The organism is Erythrobacter oryzae (genome assembly GCF_030271515.1).
Taxonomy (GTDB): domain Bacteria; phylum Pseudomonadota; class Alphaproteobacteria; order Sphingomonadales; family Sphingomonadaceae; genus Erythrobacter; species Erythrobacter oryzae.
On sequence record NZ_JASCXI010000002.1, the window covers coordinates 759,879 to 775,146 of the forward strand.

A 15,268-nucleotide genomic window follows, 5' to 3' on the forward strand; every position below is an offset into this window, starting at 1 on the left:
GCGATCAGTCGATCGCGCGTTTTCCGGCGCGGCCCACGGACTGGATGTCCTCGCCCACGCCCTCGACGGTGTTGCACGCCGCGCTGGTGAGCGCGAGGGCGGCGAGAGTGGCGGCGGCAAACAGGTTGCGGATCATCGAGCGGCTCCAATCGGTGGTTTCCCTCCGATCAAAGCCGCTCAATCCTGAAAATTTCCTGACTTTGCGGCGAAATGCCGTCCGCACGAGGCGGAAAGGGTCAGATTTCTTCCTTCACCTCGCGCGAGGCCGACTGGAGATCCTCGCCCGCACCCTCGACGGTGTTGCAGGCAGCGGTGGCAAGCGTGAGCGCGGCGAGCGCGATGGCGGCGATGCGGTTGGTCATGGGATGCTCCTTGGGGTTGTCTGTTCGCAGCCAACCGGACGCAGCGCCCCAAAGGTCCATGCTATTCGCCGGAATGCACCCGGGATCGGGCAAGCTGCCGTTCGCGCCAGGCGATCAGCAGGCCCGCCCCGATGATGAGCGGCGCGCCGAGCCACAGGCTGGCGGGCGGGGCGCGGTCGAAAATGGTGTAGCCGTAGAAGCTCGCCCACAGCAGCGCGGTGTAATCCATCAGCAGGATCACGGCGGCCGAGCCGAAGCGCAGCGAGGTCGTCAGCAGCATCTGCGCCGCCGCGCCCACCAGCCCCATGCCGAGGATCAGGCCCCAGGTGACGAGGTCATGCGGCGCCCAGACGAAGGGCAGAGCGAGCGCCGCAACGGGTGCTGTCAGCGCGGAAAACCAGAAGACGATGCTCCACGGGTTCTCGGTGGTGTTGAGGTCCTGGATCTGGAAGCTGATGAACGCGACCATGAAGGGCGCGACAAGGCCGACGGCGATCCCGGCGAGCGTCACGCCCTCGTGCAGACCGCCGAAGGGCTGCATCACCACGATCACTCCGGCAAAGCCGATCGCGACCGCGCTCCAGCGATAGGGGCCGATGCGCTCGCGCAGTAGCACGATCGCGAGCAGCGTCGCGAAGACCGGCGCGGTGAAGCCGAGCGTCGTCGCCTCGGCGAGCGGCAGGAGCAGCACCGCGCCATAGGTGAAGATCATCCCGAACAGCCCGGCGGCGGCGCGGCGGGCGTGGGCGGGGAGGCGCTCAGTCCGCAGCAGCGCGAGCCGGCCGGTCAGCGCCAGCCCCGCGCCGAGCAGGATCGTTGTGGTGAGCTGTCGCCAGAAGATCAGCTCGACCAGATGGGCGCCGCGCTCGCCCGCGAGCTTCACCAGCATTCCCATCGTCGCCAGCGCGGCAGCGGCAAGCAGCCGCACGAACAGCGCGAGCAGCGGGCGGGGGCGGGCGATCGAGCCATCCATCGCCCACGGGCTTGGCCGAGCGCCGGGGATTGCGCAAGCGGGCCGCGCGCCTAAATGGCGCCGGATGGAATTCGTGGCGCAATTCGAACTGCTGAGCGATGCCGCGCAGCTCGCGTGGGCGGGCGGGGCGTGCCTGGTGTTCGCGGTGTTCGCGAGCGTGATGGAATGGCGCCGCCAGCGGGCGCGCGATCTGGCGCGGCTCGAGCGGGTCGGGTGGGTGCCGTGGACCGGGCTGTTCCTGCTCAGCGCGATGCTCGGCGCGGGGCTGCTCGCGCTGGCGCTGCCCGCGGTGATGAAGGGTTAGCAAGGCTGACGGAGGGGTTTGTGCCTCGTACCCCTCCGTCAGCCCTGCGGGCTGCCACCTCCCCATCGCTGCGCGACGGGGAGGGACTCTTTGAATTGTTCGATGACAAACGACGCCGAAGGCGTCGCAAGGCCAACCGGCCGCCGGCCGGTTAGGCCGAAGCTATCGGCCCGGCGGGGCCGATAGCGCCTGCCTCGTCAGAGGCAGGCTTCAAGATACGCCTGATCGAAGCCGAACTGGCGCGCCTTTTCGAGCGTGTAGGGACGCAGGCCCGAGGCGCGGAATTCGCCGAGGATCTTCCCGTCCTCGCTCTCGTCGAGGTATTCGAACTTGAACAGCTCCTGCGTCACGATCACGTCGCCTTCCATCCCGATCACCTCGGTGATGTTGGTGGTGCGGCGCGAACCGTCGCGCAGACGCTTCACCTGCACGATCAGGTCGACCGATTCGGCGATCTGGCGGCTGATGGCTTCCTTGGGGATCTTGATGTCGCCCATCAGGATCATGTTTTCCATACGGCCAAGGCATTCGCGCGGGGAGTTCGCGTGGAGCGTACACATCGAGCCGTCGTGACCGGTGTTCATCGCCGCGAGGAGGTCGAAACACTCCGCGCCGCGAATTTCGCCCAGGATGATGCGGTCAGGACGCATACGCAGGGCGTTCTTCACAAGGTCGCCGATGGTGATCGCGCCCTGGCCTTCGAGGTTCGGCGGGCGGGTTTCGAGCGGCAGCCAGTGCGGCTGCTGCAGGCGGAGTTCCGCCGCGTCTTCGATGGTCAGCACGCGCTCGCCGGGGTCGATCATTTTCGACAGGGCGTTGAGCATGGTGGTTTTACCGGAACCGGTACCGCCCGAGATGACAATGTTCATCCGGCAAGCGCCCGCGATCTTCAGCGCGGTACACATCTTGTCCGACATCGAGCCGAAGTCGCGCAGCATGTCGAGCGTGATCGGCTTCTCGGAAAACTTACGAATCGAGATCGCGGTGCCGCGAAGGGAGAGCGGCGGGACGATCACGTTCACACGCGAGCCGTCCTTCAAGCGGGCGTCCGCCAGCGGCGTCGTCTGGTCGACGCGGCGGCCGACCTGGTTCACGATGCGCTGCGCGATCTGGAACAGGTGCTGCTCGTCGCGGAAGCGGATCGGGGCGAGCTGGAGCTTGCCCTTCTTTTCGATGTAGGTCTGGTCCGGGCCGTTGACCATGATATCGGACACGTCCGGATCGTTCAGCAGTTCTTCGAGCGGACCGAAGCCGAGCAGCTCGTCGATCAGCACCTTTTCCAGCGCGAATTGCTCGCGCCGGTTGAGGGTGACCTTGAGCTCGGCCAGCACTTCCATGATGATCGGGCGGAATTCCTCGGAGAGCTCCTCCTTGGAGAGCGTTGCCGCCGCTTCGGGATCGACACGCTCGAGCAGGCGCGGGAGCACCTGTTCCTTGATCTTGTGGACGCTGGCTTCAAAGCCGCCGACTTCGGAGTTGGTCTCGTTGATCGCGGCCATGCGCTCGTTGAGACGGTCGATCGCTTCCGAGGTCGATTGCGGTTTCGCCAGCGAAGGCGAGGGTGCCGGCGCGGGGCGCGGCGCGGGGGCCTCGCCCGGGATCGGGGGGAACTGTTCGCCGCCGCGCGGGCCAGCGCCCGCGCCCTTCATCGGACGTGCGACGCCGAAAGCGGGCCGTGAGCCCGGCTTCATACCGCCTGCGTTGCCCTTTTTGCCGAATGCGCTCATTCCAAGCCCCCGAGGGTCCCTACCAAACTGCATCCACCTCGCTCTGGACAGGCGAAGGGGACGTCACGAGAGATGGTGAATAGGAGGGAATGGTTGTTTTTTTCCTAAACATCCGGAACGCCCCTGATCCTTGGGCTTGCCGTTAAGGATCGTGCGGCTAGAGCAAGGCGAAATCGAACAGGGAAGAGCTGAAGCAGATGTGCGGCATCATCGGGATCGTCGGCCAGAGCAGCGTTGCCGACCGCTTGGTCGACGGGCTGCGGCGCATGGAATATCGCGGCTATGACAGCGCCGGGATCTGCACGCTCCACGATGGCGCGCTGGTGCGGCGGCGGGCGGAGGGGCGGCTCGCCAATCTGGTGACGGTGCTCGCCGGCAACCCTGCGCCGGGCCATGTCGGCATCGCGCACACCCGCTGGGCGACGCACGGCGCGCCGACCGCCGCCAACGCCCATCCCCACGCTACGGGCGAGGTGGCGATCGTCCACAACGGGATCATCGAGAATTTCAAGGAACTGCGTGCCGAACTCGCCGCTGCCGGCCGCGTCTTCGAGAGCGAGACCGACAGCGAGGTGGTCGCTCACCTGATCTCGGCCGAGGTCGAGGCCGGGGCCGATCCGGTGGCGGCGGTGCGCGCCGTGCTGCCGCGTCTGCGCGGGGCCTTCGCGCTCGCCATCGCTTTTCGTGCGCATCCCGAGCTGCTGATCGGCGCGCGGCTCGGCTCGCCGCTGGTGGTGGGCTACGGGCCGGAAGGGGAGGGGGCGGAGATGTATCTCGGTTCCGACGCGCTCGCGCTCGCCCCGCTGACCCAGCGCATCGCCTATCTCGAAGAGGGCGACTGGGTGGTGACCCGCCGCGACAGCGCCGAGGTGTTCGATGCCGCGAACAACCCTGTCACCCGCGAGATCCGCTTCTCCGGCGCCTCGGCCGCCGCGGTCGAGAAGGGCAACTACCGCCACTTCATGCAGAAGGAGATCTACGAGCAGCCCACCGTGGTGGCGCAGACGCTCTCCTCCTACCTGCGCCGTTCGGACAACTCGGTCGCGCTCCCGCAGATCGATTTCGACCTCTCGGCCATCCGCCGCCTGACGATCGTCGCCTGCGGCACCAGCTTCTATGCCGGGATGGTGGCGAAATACTGGTTCGAGCAGTTCGCCCGCGTGCCGGTCGACATCGATGTCGCCTCCGAGTTCCGCTATCGCAACCCGGTGCTGGAAGAGGGCGGCCTCGCGCTGTTCATCTCGCAGAGCGGGGAGACCGCTGACACGCTGGCGGCGCTGCGGCATTGCAAGGCCAACGGCCAGACCATCGGCGTGGTCGTCAACGTCCCCACCAGCACGATGGCGCGCGAGGCCGACCTGTTGCTGCCGACCCATGCGGGCCCGGAAATCGGCGTCGCCTCGACCAAGGCCTTCACCTGCCAGCTCGCCGTGCTCGCCGCGCTCGCCGCGCACATGGCGGTGAAGAAAGGGTGCCTGAACCGCGAGGAGGAGGCCGAGATCGTGCGCCACCTGCTCGAGGCTCCGGCCGCATTGAACGCAGCGCTGGCGCATGACGACGACATCGCCGCGATGGCGCACCTCATCGCCCCGGCGCGCGACGTGCTCTACCTGGGGCGCGGTCAGGACTATCCGCTGGCGCTCGAGGGGGCGCTGAAGCTCAAGGAAATCAGCTACATCCACGCCGAAGGCTATGCCGCGGGCGAGATGAAGCACGGCCCCATTGCCCTCATCGACGATGCCGTGCCGGTGGTGGTCATCGCACCCTCCGGCCCGCTGTTCGAGAAGACCGTCTCCAACATGGAAGAGGTCCGCGCCCGGGGCGGGCAGGTGGTGCTGATCTCCGACGCGGAGGGCATCGCGGAGGCGGGCGAAGGCTGCATCGCCACGATCGAGATGCCGGTGGTCCACCCGCTGATCGTGCCGCTGGTCTATGCCGTGCCGGTGCAGCTGCTCGCCTACCACGTGGCGGTGGTGAAGGGCACCGACGTCGACCAGCCGAGGAACCTCGCCAAGTCGGTGACGGTCGAATAGGGCGCCCTGCCGCGGCCGCAAACCGCGCCGTTGCATTAACCATCCCTTCCCGTTGATCCGGCGGCAAACTTTACGGGGCAATAACCATTCGCGGCTAATCCTACGCGCGTGGGCAAGCAAGTCACCTCACCGCAGCCGGCGATCCCTGCCGAGCTGCCCCTCTCCGATGTGCTCGGACTGACGCGCAATCCCGCGTTCGATGCCACGCGCCTGCGCGCCGAGGATGTGGCCGGGCTGACCCGCGCGAGCCGCAACCGGATGATCGCCAACGCGATGCTCGCCGCCTTCATCGTCAGCATCTTCGCGCCGCTGATCGGAGGCGTGGTCGTGCTGCCCTGGGCCGCGGTGCTCGCCATCATTCTCTGGCGCACCCGCCAGACCGACATGCAGCTGGTCGACACCGCGGCGCGGATCAATCCGGGGAGCCTCGAGCGGACGCAGAACCTCAACGCGCTGGCGGGCGCGCTGTGCTGGGTGGGGGCGCTGCTCTTGTTCCCGTGGCTTTCGGGCGGCGTGCAGGAGACTGCGCTGCTGCTGATCGTCCTCGCCCTGATCAGCGCCTCGACCTTCGTCTATTCGACCTCGCCGCTCAGCGTGCTGATCTACATCGCGGTGCTCGGCGCGGGCACGGTCGTCAGCCAGGCGCTGGCGGGTGCGTGGCATGCGCTGGGCGGCGCGATCCTGTTCACCATCGCCAACATCGTCGCCACGATCGAGATCCGCACCACCTTCGTCAAGGCACGCCTCGCCGAGGCGGCAGTGACGGAGAAGGAGGCGGTGGTCTCGCTGCTGCTGCGCGAGTTCGAGGAGAACGAGGCCGACTGGCTGTGGGAAGTCGATCCCGGCCGGCGCCTGCGCGCGGTGTCCCCACGCTTCGCCTTCGCACTCGGCCGCCCGCAGTCCGATGTCGAGGGCAAGCCGCTGCTGGAGATGATCGCGGGCACGCGCTGGTCCTCCGGGCAATTCCCCGCGAGCCTTCACGATCTCGCCGAAAGGCTCAAGAACCGCGAGAACTTCTCGAACATGCTGGTCCAGGTCTCAATCCTGGGCGAGGAGCGCTGGTGGGAGCTTTCGGGCACCCCGATGCGCGACGAACAGGGCCGCTTCACGGGCTTCCGCGGCGTGGGCTCCGACGTCACCGAACAGCGCAAATCCTCAGAGAAGATCGCCTATCTTGCACGGTACGACACGCTTACGCAGCTGCCCAACCGCCTGCAACTGACCGAAGCTCTGGGCGAGGCGCTGCGCTATGCGAGCCAGTGGCGCACCCGCTGCGCGCTGCTGATGGTCGACCTCGACCGGTTCAAGGCGGTCAATGATTCGCTCGGCCACATGACCGGCGACAAGCTGCTCGCGCAGGTTTCGGCGCGGCTGCAATCGCTGATGGGCGAGAGCCAGCTGTGCGGGCGCCTCGGCGGCGACGAATTCGCGATCGTGATCCGCGATGCGAGCGCGCCCCATGTCATTTCCGACCTCGCGCGGCGGGTGATCGCGCGCTTGTCCGAGCCCTATCAGGTCGATCATCACACGCTCTATGTCGGCGCCAGCGTCGGTTCGGCCGAGGGCCCGCGCGATGGCGCGACGGTCGAAGAGATGATGCGCAACGCCGACCTCGCGCTCTACCGTGCCAAGGACATGGGCGGGGGCGAGCATTGCCGGTTCGAGCCCGTCCTCCACGCTTCGGCCGAGGAGCGCCGCCAGCTCGAAGTCGCGCTGAGGAAGGCGCTGGGCCGCGACGAGATGGTGCTGCATTACCAGCCGGTGGTCGATGCCCACACTGAGCAAGTCGTCAGCTTCGAGGCGCTGGTGCGCTGGAATTCCGCCGAGCACGGCTTCGTCAGCCCCGGCAAGTTCATCCCGCTCGCCGAGGATACCCGCCTGATCGTGCCGATCGGCCGCTGGGTGATGCGCCGCGCCTGCGAGGAAGCGCGCAACTGGCCCGAACACGTCAAGGTCAACGTCAACGTCTCGCCCGAACAGCTGCTCGAACCGGACTTCACGACCGAGGTTTTGCAGGCGCTCGCCGCGACCGGTCTCAGCCCTGACCGGCTGGAGGTGGAAGTGACCGAAAGCATCTTCCTGCGCGATGCGAGCATTGCCCGCAACGCGCTCGAGAAGGTGATGGCATTGGGCTGCTCGGTCGCGCTCGACGACTTCGGGACGGGCTATTCCTCGCTGGGCTACCTGAGGAAATTGAAGTTCTCGACCATCAAGGTCGACCGCACCTTCGTCCAGGGCGCGGCGCAGGGCAGCAAGGAGAGCCTCGCGATCATCAACGCGGTGGTGGCGATGGCCAAGAGCCTCGACATGTCGACCACCGCCGAGGGCGTGGAGACCGGCGAGGAAGCGGCGCTGATCCGCAGCCTCGGATGCGACAAGATCCAGGGGTTCTATTTCGGCCGGCCGATGACCGGCGAGGATGCGCACAACCTGTTCAGGCTGGCGCGCGAACGCCGCGCCTGATCTAGGCCGTCGCGAAGCTCGCCAGCGCGCTTTCGAACAGCCGCCGCCCGTCTGCACCACCCAGCGACGGCACCGCCGCCTGTTCGATCGCGCGTTCGGGGTGCGGCATCATGCCGAGCACCCGGCCATTGGCCGAAAGCACCCCGGCAATGTCGCGCGCCGAACCGTTGCAGCCTTCGGCATAGCGGAAGGCGACGCGGCCCTCGCCTTCGAGCCTGTCGAGCGTTTCTGCATCGGCGTAGTAATTGCCATCATGGTGCGCGACCGGAATGCGGATCGTCTCTCCCGCGGCATAGCCCGCGGTGAAGGGCGAGGCGGCGTTCTCAACGGTCAAGGCCACGGTGCGGCACACGAAGCGCTGCCCGGCATTGCGCAGCAGCGCGCCGGGGAGCAGCCGGGCTTCGGTCAGCACCTGAAAGCCGTTGCACACGCCCAGCACGGGCACGCCGCGCTCCGCCGCCGCGACGACCGCGCGCATGATCGGACTGGTCGCCGCCATCGCACCCGAGCGCAGGTAGTCGCCATAGGAAAAGCCGCCGGGCAGGGCGATGAGGTCGAGTCGGTCGGGCAGCTCGGCATCGCCGTGCCACACGCGGATCGCAGGGCTACCCGCGACCGCCTCGATCGCGCTTGCCATGTCCCGGTCGCAGTTGGAGCCGGGGAAGGTGATGACCGCCGCCCGGAACGCCATCACTGCGCGCCTTCGATCGTGAAGCTCTCGATCACCGTATTGGCGAGCAGCTTCTCGCACATCTGGCGGATCGTCGCCTCGTCGGTGCCCTCGGCCAGATCGAGTTCGATCAGGCGGCCGATGCGGACATCCTCGACGCCGGCAAAGCCGAGCCCCTCGAGCGCATGGTGCACCGCGCGGCCCTGCGGATCGAGCACACCGGGCTTCAACCTGACGAGGACGCGCACTTGCATGGCCTGATGCTCCATTCCTGCCCGCAGGCGGCCCCATGTGCCGCCGCTTCGCGGGGCCGCTATAGCGTCCCGCGGCGCGGGTGCAATCGCTCGCAACGCAGTTCTCGACATGCGCGGCCAGCAGCTCGCTGTGACGCTGAATTGTCATAGAACGGTCATGGAAGCGCGACGAATGTCACCCGCTTGCAACAACCGCCGCAAGAACGCCCGCAAAGCGTCGCTTTCGCGCAACATTTACCCTGTGGCCATCTCGCGCGAATCGGGAAGAAATGCGACGGGCGGGCCCGCACCTACGCACCATCCGACCATACCATAGGCCATAGCCAAGGGGGTTTTCCGATGTCTCTCCGCTTTTCCGCCATTCGTGCTGCCCTGACGGGCTCCACCGTCCTTGCCGCTGCCGCCGCTTTCGGCCTCGCCGCCCCCGCCGCCGCGCAGGATGGCGCTTCGGCCGAGGATGACGGCCAGCTCGCCACGATTATCGTCACCGCCAACCGGCGCGAGGAGAACCTTCAGGACGTGCCGGTCTCGGCCGACATCCTCGATCAGGAGCGCATCGGCGCAATCTTCAGCGGCGCCGGTGACATCACCGCGCTCGCCGGCACCGCGCCCGGCCTCAACGTCGAAAGCTCGAACGGCCGCGTCGCCCCGCGCTTCTACATCCGCGGCCTCGGCAACACCGACTTCGACCTTGCCGCCTCGCAGCCGGTCTCGGTGCTGCTCGATGACGTCGTGCTCGAGAACGTCACCCTCAAGAGCTTCCCTGTCTTCGATGTCGAGCGCGTCGAAGTGCTGCGCGGGCCGCAGGGCACGCTTTTCGGCCGCAACACCCCCGCGGGCGCGGTGAAGATCACCAGCATCAAGCCGAGCCAGGAATTCACCGCCTCGGGTTCGCTGTCCTACGGCAGCTACGACACCATCTCGCTGAACGGCGCGGTCGGCGGGGCGCTGGTCGAGGACAAGATCGCGGTCCGCATCGCCGCGCAGCTCCAGCACCGTGCCGACTGGATCGACAACGGCTTCACCGGCGACGAGAATGCGCTCGGCGGTTACAACGACCTCGCGCTGCGCGGCCAGGTGCTGTTCACCCCGACCGAGCGTTCGAGCATCCTTGCCGCGGTCAACTACCGCAACCTCGACGGTTCCTCGACCTTCTTCCGCGCCAACGTGCTCGGCGCCACCACTACGCAACTGAACAACACCAACAAGCTCAACAACAACTATGACCGCAACACGGTGTTCTACGACGCCGGCGGCGGCAACCTTGCCGATTACGAGCAGGTCGGCCTGACGCTGACCGGCGCCTATGAATTCGACGGCATGACCCTGACCTCGATCACCAGCTACTGGACGAGCGAAGGTTCGAGCCGCGGCGACATCGACGGCGGCTTCGGCGCGGTGTTCCTGCCGGGCGGCGGCGGGCCGGGCCTGATCCCGTTCCCCTCCGACACGCAGGACTCGATCGATCTCGAGCAGTTCACGCAGGAAATCCGCCTTGCCTCGACCACAGACGGGCCCTTGAGCTGGCAGATCGGCGGCTTCTACTTCTCGAGCGATTTCGACGTCACCACGGTGGGCTTCGACTTCCCGCCGCCGGTCACCGTCAACCACACCAACGACGCCTGGGCGCTGTTCGGGCAGGTCACCTATCAGCTGACCGATACCCTGCGCGCCACCGGCGGCATCCGCTACACCGACGACCAGAAGGACTTCGTCGTGGTCTCGGGCGCCGCGCCGCAGCCGCGCAGCGTGGGCGACAAGAATGTCGACTGGGACATCAGCCTGTTCGCCGACGTGGGCGATGACGCGAGCGTCTATGCCAAGGTCGCCAACTCGTTCCGCGCGCCGACCATCCAGGGCCGTGACGTCGCCTTCTTCAGCGCGCCCTCGGTCGCGCAGTCGGAGAACATCACCTCCTGGGAAGCCGGCTTCAAGAGCGAGATCGCCGATCGCCGCGTGCGTCTGAACGGTGCGGTCTACTACTACACCGTCTCCGACCCGCAGTTCACTGCCGTGGGCGGTGCGGGCAACCTCGTGCAGCTGATCAACGCCAACAAGGGCGAGGGCTACGGCTTCGAGCTCGATTCGGCGTTCCAGATCACCCCGCGCTTCCTCGTCACGCTCGGCGTTGCCTACAACAACACCGAGATCCAGGACGCGAACCTCGCGGTCGGCATCTGCGCGCAGTGCAATGTCACCGATCCGACCCGCGTGATCAGCGGCACCCGCCGCGCCTTCATCGACGGCAACCCCTTCCCCAACGCGCCCGAGTGGAGCGGCGATCTGACCGCGCGCTACGGCATCCCGGTGGGCAATTCGGGCGAGTTCTACATCTTCACCGACTGGGTCTACCTCGGCGAGACCAACTTCCTGCTCTACGAAAGCCGCGAGTTCAACGCCAAGAGCCGCTTCGAGGGCGGTCTCAAGGTCGGCTATGCGGGCAATGACGGCCAGTGGGAAGTCGCCGCCTTCGCGCGCAACATCACCGACGAGGACAATGTCCTTGGCGTGGTCGACTTCAACAACAACACCGCCTTCGTGAACGAGCCGCGCGTCATCGGCGCGATGGTGAGCTTCAAGTACTGAGCTGAGGGTTAGCTCCCCTTCACCCGGGGAGCGCCGCAAAGGGGAAGGCCGGCAGGGGGCGACCTGCCGGCCTTTTCTTTTGCCTGCTACTGCGCCTGCTTGAGGGGGCCCTCGCCTGCGGCTTCGGGCACCACCACGAAGGTGACCGCCGCCTCGGGCGCGAGATATTTGAGCGCCGTCTGGTGGATGTCCTCGGGGGTGATCGCGCGGATCACGTCGGGCGCGGCGAGGAACCGGCTAACCTGTTCAGGCTCGCTTTGCGCGCGCGCGGCAACGCCGAGCCAGCCGCCGAGGTCCTTGAGGTAGTTGTTGTATTCCTCGAGATAAGGTTTTCTCGCCCGCTCGATCACGTCGGCATCTAGCGGCGCGGCGCGCAGGTCGGCGATCAGCGCGTCCACCGCCTCGCGGGTCGCGTCGATTGTGTCGGCGGCGACCGAGGCGCTCACCGCGAAGGTGCCGTAGCCCGGGTAGTGGTGGCTGGTGCTCGAACCGGCCGAGGGCGAATAGGCCTGCCCCAGCTTCTCGCGCAGCCGGTCGGTCAGCTCCAGCCGCACGATCCGCCCGAGCAGTTCGAGCCGCTGGTCCTCGGCCGCATCGCTGTCGTCGGTGGTCGGCCAGACCCATTGCACCAGCGCCTGATCGGGCTCGCCCTTATGGGTTAGACGGCGCTCACCGCGCGCCTGGGTGAAGCTGCGGCTGCGGTTTTCGGCGCGCGGGTTGAAGGCGGCCTCGCGCGGGGGGAGCGCGCCGAGCGTGGCGGCGACCGCGGCGATGGCGGCGTCCTCGTCAAGATCTCCGACCAGCGCGATCTCGATCGCGCCCTTCGCGAGCCGGTCGGCCATCGCGGATTTGAGCTGCGCGAAGTCGAGCGCGAAGAAGGCCTCCTTGGGTTGCAGGCTGAAGCGCGGATCATTGTCCGACAGGATCCCGCCGCTCGCCGCCCCCAGCGCGCGCGAGGGCGTGGAATCGAGCGTGTTGAAGAAGTTGTCGATGTTCTTGCGGAACCGCTCGACTCCCTCGGGCCGGTAGCCGGGATCGGTGAGCGTGGCGGCGAGCACCTGCAATTGCAGCGCCAGATCGCGCGGGGTTGTGGTCGACGAGGCGGTGAAGGCGTCGGTATCGGTGCCAAGCCCGAAGCTGACGCTGCGCCCGGCGAGCACGCTCGCCAGCTCGTCCTGACTGTGCTTGCCGAGCCCGCCTGCGGGCAGGGCGTTGGCGAGATAGACCGCGAGCGGGCTCTCGCGGGTGTTCATCAGATCGCCACCGTCGACCGCGAGGGCAAAGGCGATGCGGTCCTTGCGCACGTCGGTTGTCTTGAGCGTCAGGCGCACGCCGTTGGCGAAGCGGATTTCCCTGAGGCCAAGGCGCGGCTCGGTGGTGTCTGAAACGACCTTCCCCGCCGGGCCGAAATCGCTGTAAGCGAAGGCGAGCGGGCCATTGTCGACCGGCGCGGCGATGGCGAGTGCCAGCCCCTTGTCGAAGGCGGCGCGCAGGCCAGCCTCGCCGCCTTCGGGCGCGGTGCGACCCTCGAAACGGATCAGCGGTTCGGCAAAGGGCGCAGCGTCGGCGCGCATCGCCTGCCACACGGCCTCCGGCGTGATCGCGGGCGCCATCTCCTCGAACATCGCGAGCGCCCATTCGGGGGTGGTGGGGACGCGCTCCTCGGTCACCAGCGCCAGCGCCGCGCCCGCGAAGACCGCATTGCTGCGGGTGTCCGCCGCCTTGACCCCGTTCTCGAGGCTCGTGCGGATATTGGCGAGCTGCTCGTCCAGTTCGGCGCGGGTGAAGCCGAAGGCGAGCGCCTGATTGACCTCACGCGTGGCGGCGAGCACGCCCTTCTTCCACTCGCCATCGGCGCTGCTGACGGTGAGGCTGGTGATCCGCGCGGCCTTGAAGATGTCGCCCGTGCCGTAGCTCGCTCCGCGGAACGGCGCGTCGGCCCCGCGCGCCAGGCGGGCGAGGCGGCGGTTGACGATGCCATAGCCGATGCTTTGCAGCAGATCGGTGCGGCGGCCCGCGAGGGTATCGGGCTCGTCGCGCCACTTGGCGAGGCGGCTGATGGTCACGCTTTCGGGGAGCGCGGGATCGAGGTGGATGTCGGTCTTGCCCTTGAGCTCCACGTCGACCGGCCCGGCATCGGGTTCGGCGGGGGCGGGGCCGGCGGGCTTCCAGTCGGCAAAGCGCGCCTTGATCGCGGCCTCGACCACGCTGGCGGGGTAGTCGCCGACCACCACCAGCACGGTGTTGGCGGGCCGGTAGGTGCGCTCGTAAAGCGCGCGGATCTGCGCGGCGGTGGCGTTCTCGAGCACCTCGGCGGTGCCGATGGGGATGCGCTGGCCATAGCGCGCCTGCGGGGCGATGAAGGCGACATTGTCCTCGAAGCTGCGCAGCTGGAAGCCGGCCCGGTCGCGGCGCTCGGCGAGGACCACGCCGCGTTCGCGCACCACCGCGTCCTCCGAGATGGTCAGCTCGCTCGCAGTCTCGCGCATCAGCATCAGCGCGGTGCCCAGCAGCGCCTCGTCATTGCGCGGCAGGTTGAGCATGTAGGTGATGTTCTCGAAGCCGGTCGAGGCATTGGTGTCCGCCCCGAAGGCGAGCCCCTCGCGTTCGAGCAGCTTGATCATCTCGCCCTCGGGAATGCCCTTGGAGCCGTTGAAGGCCATGTGTTCGAGATAGTGCGAAAGGCCGCGTTCGCTGTCGGTCTCCTCGAGCGCGCCGGAGCTGATCCGCATCCGCACCAGCGCGGTGCCCGCCGGGGTCGCGTTCTGGCGGATGACGTAGCGCATCCCGTTGGGAAGCCGGCCGAAGACATAGCCGGGATCGACCGGCAGGTCGCTCGCCTCGAACGGCCAGACCGGGGCGGGCGCCTCGGCCGTGGCAGGCGCCTCGATGGCGGCGGGAGGCGGGGCTGCATCCTTCGCGGCGAGCGCAGTGGTGAAGGCGAGCGGCGATAGGGCCAGCAGCAGGCTGGCAGCAAAGGGAAAATTCCGCATGGATTTCAGTCGTCTCTCGCGTTGGTTATGACCATTGCGAGACTAGCGGCTGAAACCGTCCTGTCAGCCTATTTCTTCAACGGCGGCGGCCCGCGCAGGCGCGAGCGGGCGTGGGAGAGGTCGAATACCTCGCCCGGGCCATTGTCTTCCTCGTTGAGCAGGCCAAGGCGGCGCGCGACTTCGCGATAGGCCTCTTCCTCGCCGCCGAGGTCGCGGCGGAAGCGGTCCTTGTCAAGCTTTTCGCCCGTCGCCATGTCCCACAGGCGGCAGCCGTCGGGGCTGATCTCGTCGGCGAGGATCACGCGGCTGTAGTCGCCATCGTAGAGCCGCCCGAACTCGAGCTTGAAGTCGATGAGGCGGATGTCGATCGCGGCGAACATCCCGCACAGGAAGTCGTTGATCCGGATCGCCATCGAGGAGATGTCGTGCATCTCGTCGTTCGAGGCCCAGTTGAAGCAGGCGATGTGCTCCTCGGCGACCAACGGATCGCCCAGCGCATCGTCCTTGTAGTAGTATTCGATCAGCGTGTGCGGCAGCGGCTCGCCTTCCTCGATTCCGAGGCGCTTGGAGATCGAGCCCGCCGCGACGTTGCGCACAACCACTTCCAGGGGAATGATGTCGACCTGCCGGATCAGCTGCTCGCGCATGTTGAGGCGGCGAATGAAGTGGGTGGGGATGCCGATATGGCCGAGCCGGGTGAAGACGTGCTCGCTGATGCGGTTGTTGATCACGCCCTTGCCGTTGATCGTGCCCTTCTTCTCGGCGTTGAAGGCGGTGGCATCGTCCTTGAAATACTGGATCAGCGTGCCGGGTTCGGGACCCTCGTAGAGGATCTTGGCCTTGCCTTCATAGAGCTTGGTGCGGCGGGACATCGGCAGTTTCCCCTTGGGCGCGTGGCCCCTT

The 15,268-nt window shown here is 67.4% G+C and carries 12 protein-coding genes; 4 read left to right on the forward strand and 8 right to left on the reverse strand.

The window, feature by feature from the left end; genetic code table 11:
* Nucleotides 1-4: 4 nt before the first annotated feature.
* The 3 genes from PFX90_RS08240 to PFX90_RS08250 form a co-directional block, all read right to left on the reverse strand.
* Entirely contained in the window at nucleotides 5-136 is a 132-nt protein-coding gene (locus PFX90_RS08240; RefSeq protein ID WP_285711927.1) for an entericidin A/B family lipoprotein, read from the reverse strand.
* Between the two features lie 100 nt (nucleotides 137-236).
* Nucleotides 237-362: a hypothetical protein gene (locus tag PFX90_RS08245; RefSeq protein ID WP_285711928.1), complete on the reverse strand. Its 126-nt coding sequence runs from the start codon at nucleotides 360-362 to the stop codon at nucleotides 237-239.
* A gap of 61 nt (nucleotides 363-423) precedes the next feature.
* Nucleotides 424-1,335, reverse strand: a complete 912-nt coding sequence (locus tag PFX90_RS08250; RefSeq protein ID WP_285711929.1) for a DMT family transporter — start codon at nucleotides 1,333-1,335, stop codon at nucleotides 424-426.
* 64 nt (nucleotides 1,336-1,399) lie between these two features.
* Here PFX90_RS08250 and PFX90_RS08255 point away from each other — a divergent pair, with 64 nt between their 5' ends.
* Complete coding sequence (locus tag PFX90_RS08255) at nucleotides 1,400-1,639, forward strand: hypothetical protein (protein WP_285711930.1); 240 nt, start codon at nucleotides 1,400-1,402, stop codon at nucleotides 1,637-1,639.
* 197 nt (nucleotides 1,640-1,836) lie between these two features.
* Here the strand turns inward: PFX90_RS08255 and PFX90_RS08260 are convergent, their stop codons facing one another.
* A complete protein-coding gene (locus PFX90_RS08260; RefSeq protein ID WP_285711931.1) occupies nucleotides 1,837-3,366 on the reverse strand; it encodes a TadA family conjugal transfer-associated ATPase in 1,530 nt (509 codons plus the stop codon).
* Between the two features lie 197 nt (nucleotides 3,367-3,563).
* On the opposite strand from PFX90_RS08260, the gene glmS reads away from it, so the two are divergent.
* Both glmS and PFX90_RS08270 read left to right on the forward strand, forming a co-directional pair.
* Entirely contained in the window at nucleotides 3,564-5,399 is a 1,836-nt protein-coding gene (glmS, locus tag PFX90_RS08265; protein WP_285711932.1) for a glutamine--fructose-6-phosphate transaminase (isomerizing), read from the forward strand.
* 108 nt (nucleotides 5,400-5,507) lie between these two features.
* Entirely contained in the window at nucleotides 5,508-7,862 is a 2,355-nt protein-coding gene (locus tag PFX90_RS08270; RefSeq protein WP_285711933.1) for a putative bifunctional diguanylate cyclase/phosphodiesterase, read from the forward strand.
* A gap of 1 nt (nucleotide 7,863) precedes the next feature.
* Here PFX90_RS08270 and purQ read toward each other — a convergent pair whose 3' ends face one another.
* Together purQ and purS are read right to left on the reverse strand one after the other, a co-directional pair.
* A complete protein-coding gene (purQ, locus tag PFX90_RS08275) occupies nucleotides 7,864-8,553 on the reverse strand; it encodes a phosphoribosylformylglycinamidine synthase subunit PurQ (RefSeq protein ID WP_285711934.1) in 690 nt (229 codons plus the stop codon).
* Entirely contained in the window at nucleotides 8,553-8,786 is a 234-nt protein-coding gene (gene purS / locus PFX90_RS08280) for a phosphoribosylformylglycinamidine synthase subunit PurS (RefSeq protein ID WP_285711935.1), read from the reverse strand. Before purS ends, purQ begins: the two co-directional genes overlap by 1 nt.
* 339 nt (nucleotides 8,787-9,125) lie before the next feature.
* On the opposite strand from purS, the gene PFX90_RS08285 reads away from it, so the two are divergent.
* Entirely contained in the window at nucleotides 9,126-11,372 is a 2,247-nt protein-coding gene (locus PFX90_RS08285; RefSeq protein WP_285711936.1) for a TonB-dependent receptor, read from the forward strand.
* 86 nt (nucleotides 11,373-11,458) lie between these two features.
* Here the strand turns inward: PFX90_RS08285 and PFX90_RS08290 are convergent, their stop codons facing one another.
* Together PFX90_RS08290 and purC are read right to left on the reverse strand one after the other, a co-directional pair.
* Nucleotides 11,459-14,365, reverse strand: a complete 2,907-nt coding sequence (locus tag PFX90_RS08290; protein WP_285711937.1) for a M16 family metallopeptidase — start codon at nucleotides 14,363-14,365, stop codon at nucleotides 11,459-11,461.
* A gap of 68 nt (nucleotides 14,366-14,433) precedes the next feature.
* Nucleotides 14,434-15,237, reverse strand: a complete 804-nt coding sequence (gene purC / locus PFX90_RS08295) for a phosphoribosylaminoimidazolesuccinocarboxamide synthase (protein ID WP_285711938.1) — start codon at nucleotides 15,235-15,237, stop codon at nucleotides 14,434-14,436.
* Between the last annotated feature and the right edge of the window lie 31 nt (nucleotides 15,238-15,268).

Coding starts and splice junctions, on each gene's coding strand:
- PFX90_RS08240 (WP_285711927.1), bottom strand. CDS start 136: ATGATCCGCAACCTGTTTGCCGCCGCCACTCTCGCCGCCCTCGCGCTC.
- PFX90_RS08245 (WP_285711928.1), bottom strand. CDS start 362: ATGACCAACCGCATCGCCGCCATCGCGCTCGCCGCGCTCACGCTTGCC.
- PFX90_RS08250 (WP_285711929.1), bottom strand. CDS start 1,335: ATGGATGGCTCGATCGCCCGCCCCCGCCCGCTGCTCGCGCTGTTCGTG.
- PFX90_RS08255 (WP_285711930.1), top strand. CDS start 1,400: ATGGAATTCGTGGCGCAATTCGAACTGCTGAGCGATGCCGCGCAGCTC.
- PFX90_RS08260 (WP_285711931.1), bottom strand. CDS start 3,366: ATGAGCGCATTCGGCAAAAAGGGCAACGCAGGCGGTATGAAGCCGGGC.
- glmS (WP_285711932.1), top strand. CDS start 3,564: ATGTGCGGCATCATCGGGATCGTCGGCCAGAGCAGCGTTGCCGACCGC.
- purQ (WP_285711934.1), bottom strand. CDS start 8,553: ATGGCGTTCCGGGCGGCGGTCATCACCTTCCCCGGCTCCAACTGCGAC.
- purS (WP_285711935.1), bottom strand. CDS start 8,786: ATGCAAGTGCGCGTCCTCGTCAGGTTGAAGCCCGGTGTGCTCGATCCG.
- PFX90_RS08285 (WP_285711936.1), top strand. CDS start 9,126: ATGTCTCTCCGCTTTTCCGCCATTCGTGCTGCCCTGACGGGCTCCACC.
- PFX90_RS08290 (WP_285711937.1), bottom strand. CDS start 14,365: ATGCGGAATTTTCCCTTTGCTGCCAGCCTGCTGCTGGCCCTATCGCCG.
- purC (WP_285711938.1), bottom strand. CDS start 15,237: ATGTCCCGCCGCACCAAGCTCTATGAAGGCAAGGCCAAGATCCTCTAC.